The sequence below is a fragment of the Chloracidobacterium sp. N genome (genome assembly GCF_018304765.1).
In the GTDB taxonomy this organism is placed as follows: domain Bacteria; phylum Acidobacteriota; class Blastocatellia; order Chloracidobacteriales; family Chloracidobacteriaceae; genus Chloracidobacterium; species Chloracidobacterium aggregatum.
Genome location: NZ_CP072642.1, coordinates 2,619,060 through 2,639,773, shown reverse-complemented (window position 1 = coordinate 2,639,773; position 20,714 = coordinate 2,619,060). Strand labels below are relative to the sequence as shown.

At 61.4% G+C, this 20,714-nt stretch carries 19 protein-coding genes; 7 read left to right on the top strand and 12 right to left on the bottom strand.

The genetic code is table 11. The annotated features are described in order from the left end of the window. Positions 1–276 precede the first annotated feature (276 nt). On the top strand, positions 277–1,260 hold the full coding sequence (locus J8C05_RS11100; RefSeq protein WP_211422224.1) for a VWA domain-containing protein: 984 nt from the start codon (positions 277–279) through the stop codon (positions 1,258–1,260). A gap of 268 nt (positions 1,261–1,528) precedes the next feature. Here J8C05_RS11100 and J8C05_RS11095 read toward each other — a convergent pair whose 3' ends face one another. Further along, positions 1,529–2,194 carry a TetR/AcrR family transcriptional regulator gene (locus J8C05_RS11095; protein ID WP_211422223.1) on the bottom strand — a complete coding sequence of 222 codons (666 nt, stop codon included), beginning with the start codon at positions 2,192–2,194 and terminating at the stop codon, positions 1,529–1,531. 258 nt (positions 2,195–2,452) lie between these two features. Here J8C05_RS11095 and J8C05_RS11090 point away from each other — a divergent pair, with 258 nt between their 5' ends. Continuing rightward, complete coding sequence (locus J8C05_RS11090; protein ID WP_211422222.1) at positions 2,453–2,788, top strand: hypothetical protein; 336 nt, start codon at positions 2,453–2,455, stop codon at positions 2,786–2,788. 96 nt (positions 2,789–2,884) lie between these two features. On the opposite strand, the gene J8C05_RS11085 is transcribed toward J8C05_RS11090, so the two are convergent. From J8C05_RS11085 to J8C05_RS11075, 3 genes are read right to left on the bottom strand one after another with little or no spacing between them, the layout of a single operon-like run. Next, positions 2,885–4,504 (bottom strand): M20/M25/M40 family metallo-hydrolase, encoded by a 1,620-nt coding sequence (locus J8C05_RS11085; protein ID WP_211422221.1) that lies wholly within the window; start codon positions 4,502–4,504, stop codon positions 2,885–2,887. Between the two features lie 5 nt (positions 4,505–4,509). Then, positions 4,510–5,082 carry a TlpA family protein disulfide reductase gene (locus tag J8C05_RS11080; RefSeq protein ID WP_211422220.1) on the bottom strand — a complete coding sequence of 191 codons (573 nt, stop codon included), beginning with the start codon at positions 5,080–5,082 and terminating at the stop codon, positions 4,510–4,512. A gap of 56 nt (positions 5,083–5,138) precedes the next feature. Beyond that, entirely contained in the window at positions 5,139–6,017 is an 879-nt protein-coding gene (locus J8C05_RS11075; protein ID WP_211422219.1) for a polyprenyl synthetase family protein, read from the bottom strand. Positions 6,018–6,124: 107 nt separating this feature from the next. Here J8C05_RS11075 and J8C05_RS11070 point away from each other — a divergent pair, with 107 nt between their 5' ends. Together J8C05_RS11070 and J8C05_RS11065 are read left to right on the top strand one after the other, a co-directional pair. After that, positions 6,125–7,393, top strand: coding sequence for a small ribosomal subunit Rsm22 family protein (locus J8C05_RS11070; RefSeq protein ID WP_211422218.1), 1,269 nt, complete (start codon positions 6,125–6,127; stop codon positions 7,391–7,393). 4 nt (positions 7,394–7,397) lie between these two features. Beyond that, positions 7,398–8,720: a 5'-deoxyadenosine deaminase gene (locus J8C05_RS11065; protein ID WP_211422217.1), complete on the top strand. Its 1,323-nt coding sequence runs from the start codon at positions 7,398–7,400 to the stop codon at positions 8,718–8,720. 10 nt (positions 8,721–8,730) lie between these two features. Here J8C05_RS11065 and J8C05_RS11060 read toward each other — a convergent pair whose 3' ends face one another. The 3 genes from J8C05_RS11060 to J8C05_RS11050 all read right to left on the bottom strand — a co-directional run bounded on the left by J8C05_RS11060 (position 8,731) and on the right by J8C05_RS11050 (position 11,728). Next, entirely contained in the window at positions 8,731–9,696 is a 966-nt protein-coding gene (locus J8C05_RS11060) for a DUF4351 domain-containing protein (protein ID WP_211422216.1), read from the bottom strand. A 98-nt stretch (positions 9,697–9,794) separates the two neighbouring features. Then, on the bottom strand, positions 9,795–10,712 hold the full coding sequence (locus J8C05_RS11055; protein ID WP_211422215.1) for a DUF4351 domain-containing protein: 918 nt from the start codon (positions 10,710–10,712) through the stop codon (positions 9,795–9,797). 98 nt (positions 10,713–10,810) lie between these two features. Next, a complete protein-coding gene (locus J8C05_RS11050) occupies positions 10,811–11,728 on the bottom strand; it encodes a DUF4351 domain-containing protein (protein WP_211422215.1) in 918 nt (305 codons plus the stop codon). 111 nt (positions 11,729–11,839) lie between these two features. On the opposite strand from J8C05_RS11050, the gene J8C05_RS11045 reads away from it, so the two are divergent. Beyond that, complete coding sequence (locus J8C05_RS11045; protein WP_211422214.1) at positions 11,840–14,245, top strand: tetratricopeptide repeat protein; 2,406 nt, start codon at positions 11,840–11,842, stop codon at positions 14,243–14,245. 60 nt (positions 14,246–14,305) lie between these two features. Next, a complete protein-coding gene (locus tag J8C05_RS11040) occupies positions 14,306–15,631 on the top strand; it encodes an AmpG family muropeptide MFS transporter (protein WP_211422213.1) in 1,326 nt (441 codons plus the stop codon). Between the two features lie 14 nt (positions 15,632–15,645). Here the strand turns inward: J8C05_RS11040 and cls are convergent, their stop codons facing one another. From cls to J8C05_RS11015, 5 genes are all read right to left on the bottom strand, one after another. After that, a complete protein-coding gene (gene cls, locus J8C05_RS11035; RefSeq protein WP_211422212.1) occupies positions 15,646–17,076 on the bottom strand; it encodes a cardiolipin synthase in 1,431 nt (476 codons plus the stop codon). 54 nt (positions 17,077–17,130) lie between these two features. After that, positions 17,131–18,552, bottom strand: a complete 1,422-nt coding sequence (locus tag J8C05_RS11030; protein WP_014100731.1) for a phosphoglucomutase/phosphomannomutase family protein — start codon at positions 18,550–18,552, stop codon at positions 17,131–17,133. Between the two features lie 56 nt (positions 18,553–18,608). Continuing rightward, positions 18,609–19,481, bottom strand: a complete 873-nt coding sequence (panB, locus tag J8C05_RS11025) for a 3-methyl-2-oxobutanoate hydroxymethyltransferase (protein ID WP_014100730.1) — start codon at positions 19,479–19,481, stop codon at positions 18,609–18,611. Between the two features lie 43 nt (positions 19,482–19,524). Further along, positions 19,525–19,947 carry an Imm70 family immunity protein gene (locus J8C05_RS11020; protein WP_211422211.1) on the bottom strand — a complete coding sequence of 141 codons (423 nt, stop codon included), beginning with the start codon at positions 19,945–19,947 and terminating at the stop codon, positions 19,525–19,527. Positions 19,948–20,088: 141 nt separating this feature from the next. Continuing rightward, positions 20,089–20,286 carry a DNA gyrase inhibitor YacG gene (locus tag J8C05_RS11015; protein WP_211422210.1) on the bottom strand — a complete coding sequence of 66 codons (198 nt, stop codon included), beginning with the start codon at positions 20,284–20,286 and terminating at the stop codon, positions 20,089–20,091. 207 nt (positions 20,287–20,493) lie between these two features. On the opposite strand from J8C05_RS11015, the gene J8C05_RS11010 reads away from it, so the two are divergent. After that, positions 20,494–20,712 carry a hypothetical protein gene (locus J8C05_RS11010; RefSeq protein ID WP_014100726.1) on the top strand — a complete coding sequence of 73 codons (219 nt, stop codon included), beginning with the start codon at positions 20,494–20,496 and terminating at the stop codon, positions 20,710–20,712. Positions 20,713–20,714 lie beyond the last annotated feature (2 nt).

Here is a 20,714-nt window from a genome sequence, read left to right as displayed (position 1 = left end):
GGCCAAACCCTTGACAGTCAACACAACGCGCGGCAGGTAAGAGCCGTTTTCGATAGGGAAAAGAAGTTTTCCACAGGTTTTCCACAGATACCCCACGTCCCTGTGGAAATCTTTGGCGTAATCCCTAAAGTCTTTTTTTGCAGTTATTTATGGATACTAAAGCGTCATTGTCAGGCGCTCAACCTAGCACATGGAAAACACAGCGACAAGAAAAATCCACAGGCAACGTACGGAGTTCAGCCCACTGAAGGCAAGATTCCGGGAGGTAGGCACAAAATGACAGGAACGAAATTCTGGCTGGTGGCTGGTGTCATCCTTGCCATGCTCCAAGGCACCTCACTTGGCCTGATCGGGCAGGAGCGTGCGCCCAAGCGGCCCCAAAAACCCAATCCCCCGGCAGCCCAGGACGAGGTGTTCAACATAGATACCAGCCTGGTGGTTCTCGATGTGGCTGTCTTCGACCAGGACAACCGCTTTGTCGGTGACCTGCGCAAGGAAAACTTTCGTGTCTATGATGAACAGGTGGAGCAGCAAATCGAGTACTTCAGCCGTGATGAAGCCCCGGTGAGCCTGGGATTCGTCGTGGATACGAGTGGTTCCATGCGTCCACGGCGGACAAAAGTGGTCGAAGCCGTCAAGTTCCTCGCACGTGCGGCAAAGTCAGGCGATGAGTTCTTCCTGGTGGACTTCAAGAACAAAGCTGAACTGGCCGAGGAGTTTACGCCCCGGCCGGCAGACATCGAGGACGCCGTGGACAACATCGTGTGGGGAGGCGGAACGGCCCTGCTCGATGCCATTCAGCTTTCTGCCGAGTATGCCGACAAGGAGGGCAAAAACCGCCGCAAGGCAATCGTCGTCTTTTCCGATGGCGATGAGCGGGACAGCTACTACGACCGCAAGCAGATGCTCAAGCTGCTTCAGGAGTATCAGGTACAGGTCTACATCGTCGGCTTTCCCGATGAAGATGACGATGGCGGTCTGTTCGGCCGCTCGACACGGAAGCGTTCCGTCCAGCTTATCCAAGATATTGCCAAGGAAACTGGCGGCCGTGCCTTTTTCCCGAAGACGCTGGACGAGCTTCCAGAAATTGTGCGTACCATCAATGCCGATTTGCGTACCCAGTATTCGATTGGATTTGTTCCGAGTCAGGACCAGCCGCAGGGGAGCGGCTTCCGGCGCGTCACCGTCCGGGCTGAAGACGGAAAACGCAAGCTCGTGGTACGTACCCGCTCCGGCTACACCCCGCGCAAAGGTGACTAATCAACCCACCAGGTCCGTCAGCAACTGTGGATAACGGACGCCCCCACCTGTGGAAAACTTGTGGAAAACCACAGGGTAACAGCTCCTGTCAGCCCCCAGAGCCTTCCCCGCTGGATGGGCTTTTAGGTTAGATCTTTTTTTTGCTTATATTTGGAGCTATGTATCCAAAGCCTTTTCGTCGGGAGAAAAAAAGGAAGCCTGTGGAAAACTTGTGGAAAAAGTGTCTAACCAGTCTTTCCCTGAGCACTTGCAGGCACGCTGGCGGCCTTTATGCCGGAAGCTGAGACCCGGCGCCAAAGACAAAGCCATAGGTCATATCCGTCAGACAGATGATATAAGGCGGCCAGTCCTTTTCCGGCAATTCATCTTCAAAGACACATTTGCGGGCCACGGCTTCGACGGCGTGGACGATGGTTGTCGCTGCCGTGTGCGGGTCGGTCAGGCCTGTGAGCCCCAGCGCCATGGCCTTGCGGAGCAGTTTCTCAAGGTTTTCCACTGAATCTTCCATCAGGCGCCGGCACAGCGCCCCAACGGCTTCATCTTTGGGGGCTAAATCGTAGATGAGACGGGTCAGCCCTGGCGTCGCCGCCTTGTTGGCAAAGGTGCGGTGAATGCAGCGTTCGATACAGCCCCGAAGATCGCCGCCGGTCAGGTCTTCTTCGGTGAAATTGCTGAAGACGGCGTCCAGGCGTTCAGAAATGAGCTGCTCAAACAACAGAAGCAGAATCTGCCGCTTGTCTGAGAAGTAGGCATAAAACGATCCAATGCTGACACCGGCGGCTGCCGCGATGTCATTGGAGGTTGTTTTCTCAAAGCCTCGTTCCTCGAAGAGCTGGGCAGCAGCCAGGATGAGCTTTTCGCGGGTGCGACGGCTGCGTTCCTGCTTTGGTAATGCGATTCCAAGCTCTGAACCAACGGTCAGAGGACATTTCATAGGCGCGTTCATGATCCGTACTGGAGATACCGGTCAGGTTGGCACTCCATCCTAGCAAACGGTTGTGTGCCGCTTCCAAGACATTTTTGGGGCCGGGTTTTTGGATGTGACGGGAAAGGTTCGGAAGAAGGGGATTGTAAAACATGAACCTAAACTCATATTCTTGTCGTATAGGCGATATGAACCAAAACTCAGGTTCATGTCAGATCGGACATACCCCACGAAACCGCGCTGCGGTTGACAAGAGGAGTGAAAGCCATGCGACAGGTCATGTTGGTTTCTCTGGCCATGATGTTGTTGAGCCTTCCCGTCTGGGCTGCCAAACGGAAGCGGGAGACAATGATTCCACGGGATTGCGTCGTGCAGGGGCAGGAAGTGAAAACGGGCAACTACACGCTTGAGTACGACGACGAACAACCTGGGGAGTTGATCATTCGGAGCGGCAGCCGGGAAGTCGCCCGGACAAGCTATACCCTGGTCGAGCTGCCCAAGCCGGCAACGGCTGACACGGTGGTGTTCACAAACAAGGATGGCGCCCGTAAAATTGCCCGCATCGAGATGAAAGGCTCCAAAATGGCACTCCAGATTGGATAGCCCGGACGGACATCCATTTTTGGCCGACAGGCAACCGGACAGGGACAGGCTGGCAGCGACACGGGTTGAGTGGTTGCCAGCCTTTTTGTGGTCCAATTACCGGTTTGGTGTGGCGCGCTCCCGGCTTTTCCACACATCGAGGTCGAAACGCTGCTCACGGTTGGCCGTTCGCCAGGCCGTTGCATAGACCAGCTTGGTGATGCGGACCATTTTCTCGAAGTCAATCTTGTCCACCGTGTCGGTCGGTCGGTGGTAGTCGGCATGCAAACCGGTGAAATAGAAAACAATCGGGATGCCACGTTTGGCGAAGTTCCAGTGGTCGCTGCGATAGAAAAGCCGCATCGGATGGGCTTCGTCATTGTAGGTGTAGTCAAGCCGAAGCTGAACTGTGGCGGCATTGGTCTGCTCGCTTAGCTCAAAGAGCTGGCGGCTGTGTTTGTCCGGCCCGATGAGGAAGACACTGTCGCGGTCGGTCAGTTCGGCATTTTCACGCCGGTCGTCACCGGGCGCGCGGGAGCGGCCGATCATGTCAATGTTGAAGTTCGCCACAATGGCTTCCAGCGGCACGAGTGGTTCCTGGTCGGTAAAGTAGCCTGAGCCGAGCAGTCCCATTTCCTCGCCGGTGTTGAACAGGATGAAGATCGAGCGTTTTGGGCGCTCACCTTCGGCAAACACCCGGGCCAGCTCCAGAACGGCTGCCGTCCCGGAGCCGTCGTCGTCGGCTCCGGGAAAAATGACGTCACCCTGCGCCGGCAGGTGGTCATAGTGGGCGCTGAGAACGACAAACTCTTGCTTGAGCTTTGGATCAGCGCCATCGAGGATACCGACGACATTCTGGCTGTATTCGACCCGTTCGTTTTCGGTCGTGCGGATGGTACAGCGGCGCTGGGCGGCAACGGATGGCAACGCTGCACCGGTTCTGGCTGCTTCGTGCACTTGTGCGAGGGTGAGATTGAACGGGGACAGAAAGGACTCAGCCGCGGCTGGACTCAGCAGGAAGGTTGGAATGGCTGGCTGGTCTGGCTTTGCAGCGGAGGCTTTCGGGCGCACCCGCGGAACGGACCGGCGACGGACGTAAGCCGCTGCCTGCGCCCACCCCTCAGCCAGTTTTTCGTCCGGGATCAACAACATGGCTTGTGCGCCATGCTCCAGAGCCGCTTTCTCGCGCCAATCGTTTGGCAGGCTTTCCCCGGCCAGAACATCCGGCGTGCCGCTTGCCAAGCAGAGAACAATCCGTCCCTCGGCATTGACCATCTGGTAAGCATCCATTTTTGGGTGGGATGCCCCGTACCCAACAAAGACCATCTCAGCTTCCAGCGACAGATTGGGCAGGGTTGCCGCCGGATCGCGCAGAATGAAGTCCTCGCCATGGACAAAGGGTTTTGGGGCACCCTCCAGCATCAGCCTGGAGTCCTGCCCGCCGGTTCGCGTCACAAATGGAATTTTCTGGAAAAACGAGCCGTCCGTGGCTGCCCCCCGGTAGCCAAAGGCTTCGAGCTGGGCAGCCAGATAACGCGCTGCGATGCGATTGCCGGCACTGAGGGTATAGCGCCCGCCAAGCTCGGCTGAGGCCAGAAAGGAAAGATGCCGTTTGAGCTGAACGACACTGACGGCATCCAGGTTGGACGGAAGCGGCGACGAGCCACCAAAGCCGGCCAGAACGAGCAGGACGAAGCACGCGGTCAGAAAACGGTATGGGGCAGCAGGTTTCGACATGGCTTTCATGGCTGGGCCACCGGGGCCGGCTCGGCCAGAAGCTCATCAATAAGGCTGGAGAATTCAGCTTCCGTGCGCTTGGGATGAAACCCGGAAACCTGCCGCCGGATGCGCCCGGCCCGGTCAATGAAATAGGTCGTCGGCAGCCGTGAAGCATTGTACTTGGCGGCGGCGATGGCGCCGGCATACACGGGGAAGGGCGGCGCTGTCTGCTGGATGAAATGACGCGCCGTTTCGGCTTCTTCGGCCAGGTTGAGCGACAACAAAACGACATCCCGTTCCTTGTATTGGTTATAGAGCTTGGCCAGAAGCGGGAATTCGGCGCGGCAGGGTGGACACCAGCTTGCCCAGAAGTTCATGACCACCACCTTGCCGCGCAGGGAAGAAAGGCGGATGGAGGTGTCATCGGTCAGGCTTGGCACTGTGAAATCCGGCGCTGGCGCTGCCTCTTCGGAACTGGAGTTTCCGGGGCGGGGAGTATCCCGCTTGACCCCGGACTGGGTGGCGGCAACGGATGCGCCTGCGGCCAGAAACAGCACCAGAAACCAACTCATGATGTAACTCATGATGTATCGCATAGAAGCTCTCCGCACGGACGAAAGAAAGTGAAAGACGAAGCACCGAGCCCGCCGGGCTACGAAGTGCGGTGTACGACAAAGCGCGCCATCGCGATGAGCAGTTCCGCCCGTTGGCCGAGCGGCGCAAGCACTTCAATGGCTTCCTCAGCCAGGGACTCGGCCTGTTTCCGCGAAGCCTCCAGCCCGTACAGCGCCGGATAGGTCGCCTTGCCGGCTGCCGCGTCCTTGCCGGGGGTTTTGCCCAACTGCTCAGCCGTGGCCGTTTCGTCGAGAATGTCATCGGCAATCTGGAAAGCCAGCCCCACCCGGTCGCCGTAGGCGGACAGGAGTGCCAGGTCACTTTCGGTGGCATCGGCGACAATCCCGCCGCAAACCAGCGCCCCACGGATGAGCGCGCCGGTTTTGGCCCGGTGAATGAATGCCAGCCGCCCGGCATCAATGGGCTTTCCTTCGGCTTCGAGGTCAACAATCTGGCCGGCAATCATGCCTTCAACCGTACCGGACCTAACGGCCAGTTCCCGGATGACGCGCACTTTTTGTTCGGCAGGGGCATCCATTTCAGCCAGAATCCGAAACGCATGGGTCATCAGCCCGTCTCCGGCCAGAATGGCGGTCGCTTCATCAAACTGCTTGTGGCAGGTTGGCATACCCCGCCGCAGGTCGTCGTTGTCCATGGCCGGCAGGTCATCGTGGATGAGAGAATAGGTATGAACCATCTCGAAGGCACAGGCCACTGGATAGAGCCGCTCTGGTGCGCCGCCAAAAACCTCGCCAGCAGCCAGCACGAGTATGGGGCGCAGCCGCTTGCCACCAGCCATCAGACTGTACCGCATGGCTTCGTGAATGCGCGGCGGCGGGGTCGTCACTGGCGGCATGAGTTGGTCAAGCCAGCGGTTGACTTCGGGAACCTTTTCCGCGAAGTAGGCTTCAATCATACGGCGCTTCCATACTCCCGGCAGATGAGATCAGGACTTGCAACGATAAGCGGCCTTGCCGGGCAAAACAACCACTTCCCCGGAAAGGGCTTGCGCCCCGGCAGACCATGAACGCCAGCACCCTGATGAACAACGACTTGTTACAGCACGTGGAACGCCATCTGGTAGGGCATCTGCTTGGCCCGGAGGCGCTGGCCCAGTACGACCGTGGGCCGGTCGGTAAGGCATTTCTGCGCCCGACGGCCAGTGCCCTGGTGCGGCTTTCCGATGATTTTACCCGGGAGCGCCAAAACCTCGCGGAGGCTGCTCCTGGAGATTACTGGCACGACACGCGCCGTCTGGCCTACCTGTTCCACTTTCTGCCGCGCAACTATGTCAAAGTTGCCCGGGTGCTGGCCGAGCTTGGCGGGCATCCAGATGTTGCCAAAGAACTCACAGCAAAATCCCGGTTCACTGTCCTGGATGTGGGCTGCGGGCCGGGTACTTCGGCTCTGGCAACGCTGTCATTTCTGGCGGCATTGCAGCCGGCGGCGTTCCAGGTGCGGATCGTTCTGGTCGAAATGTCGCCAGCCGCCCTCCAGAAAGCGACGGACCTGCTGCGGCAGGCTGCCGATTGGCTCAATGCCGAGCGTCGTGAAGCTATGACGCTGCACGTGACGCCACACACCGGCGACGCCAAAAGTACGGGCAGATACCCACCGCACGCTGCGGCTGATTTCATCTGGCTTTCCAACGTTCTCAACGAGTGCGCCCCGGAGGACGTCCCGCCGGCTGCCTGGGTGCGGGAACTGGTCCGGGATCACCTTGCACCGGATGGCAGTTTGTGCGTCATTGAGCCGGCCCTGCACGCAAGTGCGCGTGCGGCCATGCAGCTTCGTGACGCGCTCCTCGAAGATCTTTCAGAATGTGGAATTTTCGCGCCCTGCACGGCCAACGGGCCCTGTCGGATGCTGGCCGGGCAACCGGAACGGGACTGGTGTCATGTCGCGCTGACCTGGCAACCAACGCCGCTCGTTGCACAGCTCGATGCGATGAGCGGGCTGTCCAGTCGCGTCCAGAAGTTTTTTTACTTCGTACTGCGGCGGGATGGAAAACGCGCGACGGAAGCTCGTTCGGGCTGGACGCCGTGGCGCGTCATTGGCGACCTCCAGCGTGAAAAGGGACGTGAAAAACGGCTTGTCTGTGGCCCTGACCGCTGTACGCTGCTGACGCGCTTCAAGCGTGACCGCCACGCCGGTAATGAAGCCTTCAGCACGGCCAGGCGGGGGGATGTCCTGTGGCTTTCGTCGGCGCCGGCGCCCTTGGCCGATGGGCTGCGGTTGTTGCCGCACATCCAGGTCGAGCGCCAGACCGTAGCCCCACCCACGACGGAGTAAAACCATGCCGACGCTGCGGATTATCGACGGCACACTGCTCACGGGCGGCCCACACCACCAAGTCATCAACGGCGATCTCTATGTGCAGGACGGCCGCATCACGCACCTGGGCAAAGTTCCTGAAACAGCCGATGAGACACTCGATGCCTCCGGGTGCGTGGTGATACCGGGTTTTGTCCAATCGCACATTCATCTGTGCCAGACTCTGTTCCGGGGTGCGGCCGACGATCTTGAACTTCTCGACTGGCTGAAGACGCGCATCTGGAAGTTCGAGGCCGCCCACACACCTGACAGTCTCCGGGTTTCGGCGCAACTCGCCATCGCAGAAATGATGTCCGGTGGGACGACCTGCGCCATGACGATGGAGAGTGTCCACCACACGGAAGCGGCCCTGGAGGTCGTTGCCGAAACCGGTTTTCGCGCGGTTGTCGGGAAGTGCCTGATGGATGCCGGCGATGAAGTGCCCCCGGGCCTTCGTGAGACGACAGCGCAGGCGCGTACTGAATCCCTCCGCCTGCTCGACGCCTGGCACGGCCAGGCCGGGGGCCGGATTCACATGGCCTTTGCGCCCCGCTTCGTTTTGTCGTGCACCGAAACGCTGTTGCGGGAAGTGGCAGCCCTGGCGCGTGAAAAGGGCGTACGCATCCACACGCACGCTTCGGAAAGCCGGGATGAAGTGGCGCTGGTCGAACGTCTGACCGGACGGCGAAACCTGGCACACCTGCACGCGCTGGGCCTGACCGGCCCCCACGTCGGCATCGCGCACTGTATCTGGCTTGACGAGACCGAGCAGGAGCTTCTGGCCGAGACCGGAACCCACGTGCTGCACTGCCCGTCCTCAAACCTGAAACTCGGCTCCGGCATCGCCAAAGTCGTGGAAATGCTGGAGCGCGGTATTTCAGTTTCCCTGGGCGCCGATGGCGCACCGTGCAACAACCGGCTCGATGCCTTCACGGAAATGCGGACAGCCGCGCTGCTTCAGAAAATGCGCTGTGGCGCGCGAAAACTCACCGCGCTGGACGCCTTTCAGATGGCAACCTGGCACGGAGCACGGGCGCTTGGACTGGAGAACGAAATTGGCAGTCTTGACGTGGGAAAAGCGGCCGATATAGCCGTCGTGACGCTTGACACCCTGCATGCCGCGCCGCATCCCGATCCACTCTCAGCCCTGGTCTATGCGGCTATGGCTTCTGACGTACGGCATGTGGTCATTGCCGGTCGCGTCGTCGTCCGCGACGGAGCGTTGACGACACTCAATGCCGCAGACGTGCAGGCCCAGGCACGGCGTGAGTTTACCGCCTTGGCGGTGCGGGCTGGTGTGGCCTGAAGCCTGGCCGTTACGAAGGCTTGTCCGGGTTTTCGGTGACTTCGGAAGTCGTGGGCTGGAGGGCCAGCCAGGTACGTACCGCGTCGAGGCTGTCAAAGTTCAGAGTTTCGACAGCCAGGTTTTCGGCCTGTTCCCGTGACAGCAGGCCAATCTGGGCAGCGATGCTTTCCGGGAGCGGGCCAAAACGGCGTTCGAGCAGCGTGCGGGCCAGCCGGATGGCTTCCAGGTGACTGCCCTGCGCCAGCCCGCGTTCGACACCCTGTGCCAGCCCGCGTTCAATGCCCTGCGCCAGCCCGCGTTCGACACCCTGCGCCAGCCCACGTTCGATGATTTCCTGATAGATGACCGATTCCCGCATCGCTTCCTCCCGAAATAAAGCCCGGATCAACTCCCGGTCAAAGCGCAATCCGGCCAGCACCTGCGCACAGGCTGACACGTTAGCGCGTTGGCTGGCGTCTGTCATCTGCTCGACCCGCGCCGCAGTTTCCCGCAAAAGTGCCTCGTCGGAGTCCGCTTTTCCGAGAACAGCCAGCGGCAACAAAGCTTCGTCATCCAGAAGTTCAGTCGCTTCAACTTCCCACAGACGCAGCACGTGGAAACCATGGTGTGTCATACCGGCTGTGAACGTGCTGGGCATCTCCCGGGCCGCCGGTGTACTCTTCAGCAACAGAACCACCTGCCGGGCCGGAGTGCGGTAGCGGCGGAAAAGACGCACCCAGTACTCCAGCATCCGAAACGCCAGCGGTGGGTCGGAAGCCGGATCGAGGTGAAACTCGATGTGCAGAAGCACGCCTGCGGCCCGGATGAAGGTGACGAAATCGGCGCGAATCGGCTCGACGGGCAGTTCGGTTTTGAGAACCTCGACTTCAGCGGCTTCCATGTCGTGTGGAAGCTCAGGATAATGCCTGGCGAGCCAGCGGACGAAAGCCGCCGGGTAGGTTTCTGCCAGATACTTGCACAGGTTGTCGTACGCCATTGCCCTTGCTTAGGCAGACGCAGCCGGGATTTGAGTTTGGGCCCGGCGCGAGTTTGCAACTCTGGCAGCGCGTGCTGGTGTAGCCTGAAGCCTGGCCGTTACGAAGGACTGGACGGGTCTTCAGTCGCTTCGGAAGTCGTAGGCTGGACGGCCAGCCAGGTACGTACCGCGTCAAGGCTGTCGAATTTCAGAGTTTCAACAACCAGGTTTTCAGCCTGTTCCCGTGACAGCAGGGCAACCTGGGCGGCGATGCTTTCCGGGAGCGGGCCAAAGCGGCGTTCGAGCAGCGTGCGGGCCAGCCGGATGGCTTCCAGATGACTGCCCTGCGCCAGCCCGCGTTCGACACCCTGCGCCAGCCCACGTTCGATGATTTCCTGATAGATGACCGATTCCCGCATCGCTTCCTCCCGAAATAAAGCCCGGATCAACTCCCGGTCAAAGCGCAATCCGGCCAGCACCTGCGCACAGGCTGACACGTTAGCGCGTTGGCTGGCGTCTGTCATCTGCTCGACCCGCGCCGCAGTTTCCCGCAAAAGTGCCTCGTCGGAGTCCGCTTTTCCGAGAACAGCCAGCGGCAACAAAGCTTCGTCATCCAGAAGTTCAGTCGCTTCAACTTCCCACAGACGCAGCACGTGGAAACCATGGTGTGTCATACCGGCTGTGAACGTGCTGGGCATCTCCCGGGCCGCCGGTGTACTCTTCAGCAACAGAACCACCTGCCGGGCCGGAGTGCGGTAGCGGCGGAAAAGACGCACCCAGTACTCCAGCATCCGAAACGCCAGCGGTGGGTCGGAAGCCGGATCGAGGTGAAACTCGATGTGCAGAAGCACGCCTGCGGCCCGGATGAAGGTGACGAAATCGGCGCGAATCGGCTCGACGGGCAGTTCGGTTTTGAGAACCTCGACTTCAGCGGCTTCCATGTCGTGTGGAAGCTCAGGATAATGCCTGGCGAGCCAGCGGACGAAAGCCGCCGGGTAGGTTTCTGCCAGATACTTGCACAGGTTGTCGTACGCCATTGCCCTTGCTTAGGCAGACGCAGCCGGGATTTGAGTTTGGGCCCGGCGCGAGTTTGCAACTCTGGCAGCGCGTGCTGGTGTAGCCTGAAGCCTGGCCGTTACGAAGGACTGGACGGGTCTTCAGTCGCTTCGGAAGTCGTAGGCTGGACGGCCAGCCAGGTACGTACCGCGTCAAGGCTGTCGAATTTCAGAGTTTCAACAACCAGGTTTTCAGCCTGTTCCCGTGACAGCAGGGCAACCTGGGCGGCGATGCTTTCCGGGAGCGGGCCAAAGCGGCGTTCGAGCAGCGTGCGGGCCAGCCGGATGGCTTCCAGATGACTGCCCTGCGCCAGCCCGCGTTCGACACCCTGCGCCAGCCCACGTTCGATGATTTCCTGATAGATGACCGATTCCCGCATCGCTTCCTCCCGAAATAAAGCCCGGATCAACTCCCGGTCAAAGCGCAATCCGGCCAGCACCTGCGCACAGGCTGACACGTTAGCGCGTTGGCTGGCGTCTGTCATCTGCTCGACCCGCGCCGCAGTTTCCCGCAAAAGTGCCTCGTCGGAGTCCGCTTTTCCGAGAACAGCCAGCGGCAACAAAGCTTCGTCATCCAGAAGTTCAGTCGCTTCAACTTCCCACAGACGCAGCACGTGGAAACCATGGTGTGTCATACCGGCTGTGAACGTGCTGGGCATCTCCCGGGCCGCCGGTGTACTCTTCAGCAACAGAACCACCTGCCGGGCCGGAGTGCGGTAGCGGCGGAAAAGACGCACCCAGTACTCCAGCATCCGAAACGCCAGCGGTGGGTCGGAAGCCGGATCGAGGTGAAACTCGATGTGCAGAAGCACGCCTGCGGCCCGGATGAAGGTGACGAAATCGGCGCGAATCGGCTCGACGGGCAGTTCGGTTTTGAGAACCTCGACTTCAGCGGCTTCCATGTCGTGTGGAAGCTCAGGATAATGCCTGGCGAGCCAGCGGACGAAAGCCGCCGGGTAGGTTTCTGCCAGATACTTGCACAGGTTGTCGTACGCCATTGCCTTTGCTCGCCCAGTTCACCGGTGTCCACGCCATACGCAGTACTTCATCAGCGATGGCCGTCGCTGCAACGAAGACGCGCCCAAGGACAGTTCTCAACGGATGTCACCATGCTCACGCCCGGAAGACAACGCCTGCTGGCCCGCAGCACCGTCTTTGTCGCCCTGCTGACAACCCTTCCGACGCTGCCCGTGCCGCCCGGTACGACTTCTGACCTTCCGGCGCCCGGCCCGGCTGAAACATCCGTCTCCCACGCGCCATTCGAGGCCCGAACGGCAACGCTCCGCATCCAGAAGGCCGTGGATGACCGGCGTTATGCCGATGCGCTGCGCGATCTCGCCCAGTTTGCCAGTGCTGCGCCGCAGCTCTACACGGTCAACAACTACGATTATCTGCGGGCGCGCCTGCTCCACCGCACCGGCGATCTGGCAGGCGCCAGAACCCTGTATGAACAGGTCATGCAACGCCCCGGCGGGCAGATGTTCGCACCGTACTGCCTGAAATACCTGGCCGAGTTGGCGCGTCAGGAAGCCCAGTCCGGCAACCGGGCTGCCAGCCGCGATGAACAACGCTGGCTGACCGAGCTTGTGCAGCGGTTCGGAATCCATCCGGCCGCACGCAGCGCCCGCCTGCGTCTGGCCGAAAGCTACGCGACAACGGGACAGCTTGACCGCGCCATTGGGCTGTATCGCCAGATGGCTTCCCAAAGCCGTGAATATGAGGCCCGGCTCGGCGTGCTCCTGCGCCGGGTTGGCCAGGAAACAGAGGCGCAGACGCTGTTCCGGCGGCTGCTGGCCACCGGAAAAGATGATGCGGCCCTGCTGGCGGCCGAACAGCTTGACGCCCAGGGAGACACCACCTTGCCGCCAGCCCAGCGCCTGGTGCGCGCCCGGCTCTATCTGGCCAATCGCCACACCGAAGGCGCAAAACGCCATTTCCGCGCGCTGGTGGAGCATGTCCCGGCCGTTCCAGAGCGTCCTGAAGCCCTGTGGAGCCTGGGGCGCGCTTTCTTTATCGAGGAAAACTGGGATGAAGCCATCCGCTGGCTGGACCGCGCACACGAGGAATATCCCACGTCACCGGAAGGCGAAAAAGGCTACTACCAGGTCGGACACGCGCTCCAGAATGCCGGACGTTATCAGGAAGCCGTTGCGCGGTACGAAGCCTTCATTGCGGCCTATCACAACAGTGAGTTTTTGGGCGGCGCGTATCTGAATGCCATTGACGCCCTGCGCCTGGCCGGTGACTTCAAGGCAGCTCTCGAATGGTGCGACCGCGCGGAAAAACGCTTCCCGCGTGAGCTGGCCGGCGTGACGGCGCGCTTTCAACGGGCAAAGATTTTCATGTCCCAGAGCAACTGGCGCGCGGCGCTCAGTGTGCTGGAAGACCTGCAACGCCTGCCGCTGCACCGGCGCGGTCCCGGTTCGACCAATGCCAACGAAGTCACTTTCCTGCGCGCCCTCTGTCTGGAACGTCTGGAGCGTTTCGCGGAAGCCATCGAAGTCTATCTCTCGCTGCCTGACACCCGGACGAGCTACTACGGCCAGCAAGCCACCGCGCGGCTTCTGGCGCTGGCTGAAAACCGTAAAGCACAAGCCCTGATTGCCCAGCGCCTCAGCTACTTCCGCCAGAGCCAGACCAAGGACGGGCTGCACCAGGCACTGCGGTTGACCTCCGACCCGGATACGCGGCGCGCTCTGCTGGGCCAGCTTGAAACCATCTATCGCCAGCTTCCGGCCTATGCCCGTGCTTGGCAGGTCAGCGTGCCCGAACCGGGCCGGCAGGTGATTCTCCGTGCTGAAGCTGCTCCGGCGAGCCGCAACCTGGCCGAAGAACTGTCGTTTCTCCGGCTCTTCGACGACGCCCTGCCCTTTCTGGAAGGCGGCAGCGGGCCGGCGCTGGCTCAGGCCGTCTATGCCGGACGTGGCAATCAGGCGTGGAAAGCCATGGCTTACGGAGAGCCGACATTTGGCACGCTGCCGGAAGACTTCCGGCTGGAAGTCATGCCGCGCCTTGTGGCCGAACTGCTTTACCCTGCGCCCTACCGCGATGAACTGGTTGAACATGCGCGGCGGCGTGGTGTGGACCCACGTCTGTTGCTGGCCATTGCCCGGCAGGAATCGCGTTTCAATCCCACCGTCAAATCACCGGTCGGCGCGCGCGGCATGTTTCAGTTCATTGCTGCCACGGCGGAACAGGTTGCCCAAAAGCTGGGGCTGCCGGACGTGACCCAGACGGACCTCTACGAACCACGCTTTGCCATACAGTTTGCGGCCCAGTATGTGGCCGATTTGTTTACCTTGTTTCCCAACCATCCGGCAGCCGTTGTCGCGGCATACAATGGCGGTGAGACCGCTGTGGCGCGCTGGTGCGCACGGGCCGGTGCGGACGACCAGGCGCGCTTTGCTTCTGAAGTCGGCTATGCCGAAACCAAGGACTATGTTTTCAAGGTCATGACCAACTACCGCTGCTATCGGCTGTTGTTTGACGAAAACCTGCGCCCGCAGCAGTGGTGAAACCAGCAACCGGAGCCGGGCCGGCGTTGCAGGTCTGGTTCCCGGCTTCAGCCCACGCCGTTGTCATCTCCGACTGTTTCTCCGCCTTCAAACTGGCGCACGACGCTGGCGCCCTACCTTGAAGGGCCGACCGTACGGATGCTCCTCCTTGGCTTTGCGGCCGGGCTGCCGTTGCTGCTGGCGCTTAGCACACTGAGCTTTCGGCTGCGCGAGGCGGGCGTTGACCTGACCGCCATCGGTTACGCCAGTTGGGTTGGACTGGTCTATGGTTTCAAGTGGTGTTGGTCGCCGCTGGTTGACCGCATGCCGCTTCCCGGACTGACGACACGGCTCGGCCAGCGCCGGGGCTGGCTGTTGTTGGCGCAGCTTGCCGTGGCGGGCGGCCTTGTGGGCCTCGCGCTGACTGACCCGCGTCAGGCGCTGGGGCGAACCGTCAGCTTTGCGCTGTTTGTGGCCTTTGCCTCGGCTACCCAGGATATTGCCCTCGATGCCTACCGCATCGAATCTGCCGATGTGACGCGCCAAGGCATTCTGGCCGCGGCCTACCAGACCGGCTACCGGCTGGCCATGATGTGGAGCAGCGCCGGGACGCTCTGGATCGCCACCCGGCTTGGCAGCCGTAACGGCTATGACCAGTTTGGCTGGCAGGCGGCCTACCTTGTCATGGCGGCTTCAATGGCAGTTGGTGTGCTTACGGTCCTGTGTTCGCGCGAACCGGACACCCGGCGCGTCTCTGTTGCCGGAAACCTTTGGGCGTGGCTGCGCGAAGCCCTCCTCGAACCGTTTGCCGATTTTCTGCGCCGTTACCGCTGGCAGGCGGTGCTGACGCTGCTGCTCATCACGACCTACCGCCTGAGCGATACCGTTCTGGCCGTGATGGTCAACCCGTTTTACGTGGACATGGGTTACACGAAAGACCAGATTGCAGCCGTAAGCAACGTCTATGGCGTCGTCATGACGCTCACCGGCGCCTTCCTGGGTGGGGTTCTGGTGTCGCGCCGGGGGAGCTTGTGGCCGCTGTGGCTGGGGGCCCTGCTGAGCAGCGGCACGAATCTCCTCTTTGCGGCGCTCAGTCTCACGGACCCGCACCTGGCGGCGCTGGTCGTGGTCATTTCTGCGGAATATCTCGCCACGGGGCTGGCTTCGGCGGCCTTTGTCGCCTACCTGTCGTCGCTGACGAACGTCGGATACTCGGCAACGCAGTATGCCCTGCTTAGCTCGATGATGTTGCTGTTGCCAAAGTGGGCGGCAGGTTTTTCGGGATCGGCCGTGGCGACGTTTGGCTACACAAAGTTTTTTGTCGGCACAGCGCTGCTCGGTCTTCCGGCGATTCTGCTGGTGTCGCTGGCGCTGCGCTTCAACCGCCCTGCGACGGCGCAAAGCTGACCGAGCCGGCGGCCCTACAGCATCGGAGAGAACAGCCGCGCCGCACCGTCACGCAGGCGAATCGGCAGCGGACGCTCCCGGAGTTGGGCAGCGGTAACCAGTGTGGCTTCCCGGCGGGCCGCCTGGAACAGCGCCTCCAGATGCTGCGCCAAGGCCGTGTCATAGACTTCCAGGTTGAACTCAAAGTTGAGCCGCAGGCTGCGGGCATCCCAGTTGGCTGAACCGATGCACACCCAGCGACTGTCCACAACCATGAGCTTGCTGTGGTCAAACGGGCCGGGGCGTTCCCAGATGTGCGCTCCGTGTTCAAGTACCTGCCAGTAGTGCGCCCGTCCGGCCCACTGAACCAGCGGATGGTTGTTTTCAACCGGCGTCAGGATGTCCACTTCGACACCACGCAGCGCCGCCGCACTCAATGCGGCCAGAAGGGACTGGTCGGGGACGAAATAAGGCGTCCAGATTCTGACGCTCTGCCGCGCCACATTCAGCGCGCCCAGAAAGACCCACCGCAGGCGGTCAAGGGTTTCATCCGGGCCGGCTTCGATGCCGCGCGCCAGTGCCGGTCCGGCCGGTTGGGGGCCTTCCTCCCCCCAGAACCTGGTATCCAGGCGTTCGCCAGTGGTGAAGTACCAGTCGTCGGTGAAGGTTTCCACCATGTGGCGGACGACCGGCCCCCGGACGTGAAAGTGCAGGTCACGAAAGGCAGTCGCCGGGTTTTCCGGCCGCCAGTAGGGGCGGTGGATATTCATGCCGCCGGTAAAGCCAATCTGGCCGTCCACAATGAGCAGCTTGCGGTGATTGCGCAGGTTGGCGGCGTGAAGCCGCGCCGGAAGTACCGGCGGGTTGAAAGAGACCACATTCAGCCCAGCGGCTTTGAGAAACTTGAAGGCTGAGCCGCGTACCAGGCGCACGTACACATCGTCTATGAGAATGCGAATGCTGACGCCGCGCTGCTGTGCTGCCAGCAGAGCGTGTACAAACTGGTCGCCGATGCCGTCGCGGTCGAAAATGTAGGTGGCCAGGGCGATGCTGTGCCGGGCCTGGGCGATGGCGTCAAGCATGGCCGGATAGGCCTGCACACCGTTGACCAGTGGCGTGAGGTGATTTCCGGCCAGCAGCGGTTGTCCTGTGACCTGTTGGACAAGCCGCGCCAGTCCACCCAAGTCATCATCCGCCAGCAGTTCGGTTTGGTCTTCACCGGCAATCTGTTCAGCCGCCGGTGGCAGGGCCGTGGCGTCCCGGAGACGCTGGGCGCGGCGCTGGAGGCGGTTGATGCCGATCAGCAGGTAGAGTACCGCGCCCAGAACCGGCAGAAACCAGACGACGAGCAGCCACAGCAGGGCCGAGCGTGCTTCGCGTTTGTAGAGCAGCGCGTGCCCGGAGACGATGAGACCAACGACACCGAAGAGGATAAACGCTGTCCATTCAAACCAAACGGCGTCCATTCGCCCGGCTTCTTTCGTGGAAGGGCGGCTGTCGCCACCTGCCTGTCCACATCGTCAAAGTGACTCGTGCACCAACTGTTCGCCGAAAGCCAGCAGCGCCGACATCTTTTCGACGGTCGTGGCCTCGCTATAGACGCGCACCAACGGCTCAGTGCCCGAAGCCCGGAACAGCAGCCAGCTTTCGTCCTCGAAGTGGAGTTTCACGCCGTCGAGCAGTCCCACCTCGCGCACCGGATACCCGGCGACAGCCGCCGGCGGGTCGGCTTTCAGGCGCTCGATGAACGCCAATCCCTGCTCGATGTGGTCAAGTGCCAGGTCGCGCCGGTCGTAGGCAAAAAATCCAAACTCCTCCGAAATGTCGGCCACCAGCTCGGACGGCTTCCTGCCAAAGGCCAGAATGGCTTCCAGAAAGAGCAGCCCGCTGAAGATGCCGTCCCGCTCCGGGATGTGCAGTTTGCAGCCCAGGCCGTTGGATTCCTCGCCGCCACACAGGATGTCGTGGGTTCGCATCAGGGCGGCAATGTGCTTGAAGCCAACGGGCGTTTCATAGGTTGGCAGCCCGTGGCGCTCGGCAATGCGTTTGACGACGACACTTTGGGAAACCGTCCGGGCAATGCCGCCGGTCAGTCCGCGCTTGCGGATGAGATACAGCGCCAGAATGGCCAGCATGCGGTGGGTGTTCAGGTAAGCGCCGGTGTCATCCACCGCGCCGATACGGTCAGCATCGCCATCCGTTGCCAGTCCCAGAAAGGCCCGGCGGCGGACCACCTCATCACACAGGGGTTGGAGCTGCGGCATCATCGGCTCCGGGTGAATGCCGCCAAAGTAGGGGTCCCGCTCGGCGCGCAGGGTGGTGACGCGCAGCCGGCCGCCTTGGAGCAACTGCTCGATGTATCGTCCGCCGGCGCCGTACATCGAGTCCACGAGCACTTCGCCGTCGAAGGCGCGCAGGCGGTCGAGGTCAAGCAGCTCGCCGATCCGTGCCAGGTAGCGCGCGGAAGGGGGCACGTACTGCACCTGTCCGCTGGCCAGCGCCGCGCGCAGCCCTGTCGTGCGCGGCGGGTTGGCGTCAAGGCGGGCTTCCACCTGGAGGGTGTATTCCGGCGGCGCCGAACCGCCAAAGGGCAGCTTGATTTTGAAGCCCGAAAACTGTGGCGGATTGTGGCTTGCCGTGATGACGATCCCGCCCCGGGCACGTTCGGCATAGCAGTCGTAGGACACCATGGGCGTCGGCACGAACTGGTCGTACACACGTACCTGGAAACCATTGCCGGCCATGACTTCGGCCACGCGCGCTGCGAAATCCTCACCAAGAAAGCGGCGGTCGTGGCCGACATAGACCAGCGGGGCCGTTCCGTCGGCGTCGGCCAGGAACTGCTCGGCCGTGGCCTGGGCCACACGGTCCAGATTGGCAAAGGTAAACTCACGGGCAATGCGTCCGCGCCAGCCATCCGTACCAAACTTGATTGTGGTCATTGAGGGTGCTCCAGAAAACCCGGAGCGGGCAGGATGCCCGCGCTCCCGGGTGAAGGTTACTCGTCACAAGTGGCGTCCATTTCCTCCAGTTCCTGCTCAAACAGCACGCGGGCTTCGGCGGACATCGAAAACGAGTGTTCCGCCGCCGGAAAAACGCCTTCGCGTACTTCGCGGGCATAGTCGCTGACGGCCTGGCGCAGGATGTCGCCGACATTGGCATAGCGTTTGACGAACTTCAGGTTCGCGCCCGGCCCCCAGCCAACGGCGTCGTGAAAGACAAGAATCTGCCCGTCACAGCCGTTGCCGGCGCCGATGCCAATCGTGGGAATCCGCAGTCGCTCGGATATGGCCCGGGCAACTTCGTGGGGAACGCATTCCAGAACGATGGCAAAACAACCGGCCTCCTCCAGAACCAGGGCATCGTGGACGAGCGTCGTGGCCACATCCACATCGCGTCCTTGGACAACGTTCCTTCCGAAGACGTGGGCCGATTGTGGGGTGTAGCCAAGGTGCCCCATGACCGGAATGCCGGCTGTGACCATACGCTCGATGGTTTCGGCGCTGCGGCTGCCGCCTTCAAGTTTGACAGCCTGGGCGCCGCCTTCCTTGAGAAACCGCCCGGCGTTGCGCAGCGCCTCCGCCTGATCGGCCTGATAGGACAGAAACGGCAGGTCGGCGACGACCAGCGCCTGATGCGTACTGCGTGCAACGGCTCTGACGTGGTGAAGCATGTCGTCCATGGTCACGGGAAGGGTCGTTTCATAGCCGAGCAGGACGTTGCCCAGGGAGTCGCCAACCAGAATGACATCCACGCCAGCGGCTTCGCAGACCATGGCCGTCGGGCGGTCATAGGCGGTCAGGGCGACGATGCGCTTGCCGTCAGCCTTCAGGCGCGTCAGGTCGCCCGGCGTGACACGGGATGCAGGCATAAGGTGTCGGTTTCCTCAGCAGGTTGAAGTGTAAAACGATGGGTTATGCCATACGGCGGATGCGTACGTCATGGCGAACTTCGATGCTGCGATTGAAGGCCTGCCGGAGTACGGCGAACAGGTGCTCCTCGGTCGGTGTAAAGAAGCACTCGGCGGCGCAGGAGGTGTTTTCCAGCGCGCCTTCTGCCCATGGGGGCTGCCGGTCGAGGTCGTCGTAGTCCCAGATGATGTCCTCCGGCGGCATCATCTCAAAGCCGAGCTGGATGGCATCGAGTTCGCTCAGAGCTTGGGGGGCGTCGGTGTAGCGCAGTCGCCCTTTGTAAAAGTCCAGCATGATGCGTGGATACACACTGCCCCAGGCATCGTTTTCCAGACGGTAGGCGATGGTTGAGAAAAAGCAGTGGAAGAAGGACGGGGAACCGACTTCGTAGCGTTTGGTGTCCACCCAGAGAACAATGCGGAGCATGGTGGTCAGTGCCTCATGGGTTGGGTCTGTCCACGGCGTAGAGGCAGCCTCTGGCGCTCAGCGTTGGCCGGTCCACCTCAGTGGAGCGCCCGTGCAAGGTGGCTGGCATCAAGGCGCTACCTTGCCGGGCAGTTTCCCCTTTCACTCATCCTGAAGGGACGATTCGGTTTCCGGTGTCGGTTCGGTTTCCGGTGTCGGCGGCTCGCTCACCGGCAGGCTGTAGCGTTCAGTCAGCCAGTTGCCCAAGTCCCGCATCTGGCAGGCTTCGGAGCAGAAGGGACGGGTGGGATTTCCAGCCCATGTGGTTACGGCGCCACAAATCGGACAGCGCAAAACCATGGAGCATCACCTCCTTGGCCGTGTGAAAAACATCTGTGGACCACACCGTTTCTGCCCGCCGGAGTCAGTGTGGCGGCGGGAGAAAGGCGTCCGGCATTCTGGACAGAACACCAATGCCCATGGGAATATGCGCTTTCGCACGTGCGCCAGGCAAGGTGCGAGCATCCCAAAACACGACGAAATCAGGTTTGGATAGCGTTTGACCCTATGTCCGAAGCAGCTCAGTCAGAAATCAGCCCGGAGCAGAAGACCTACAGCGCCGTCGAGAAAAACGGCGTTGTCACCGCAATCTGGGAAATGGTTGGCAACAAGCACATTCGTACCATTGATCCCCGCAGCCGCGAGGGTCGGGCCCTGCTGGCACACTACCAATCACAAAAAGAAGAGACCCAGGAAAACGCGGCAAATGCCGCTACTGGTGCGTAAGC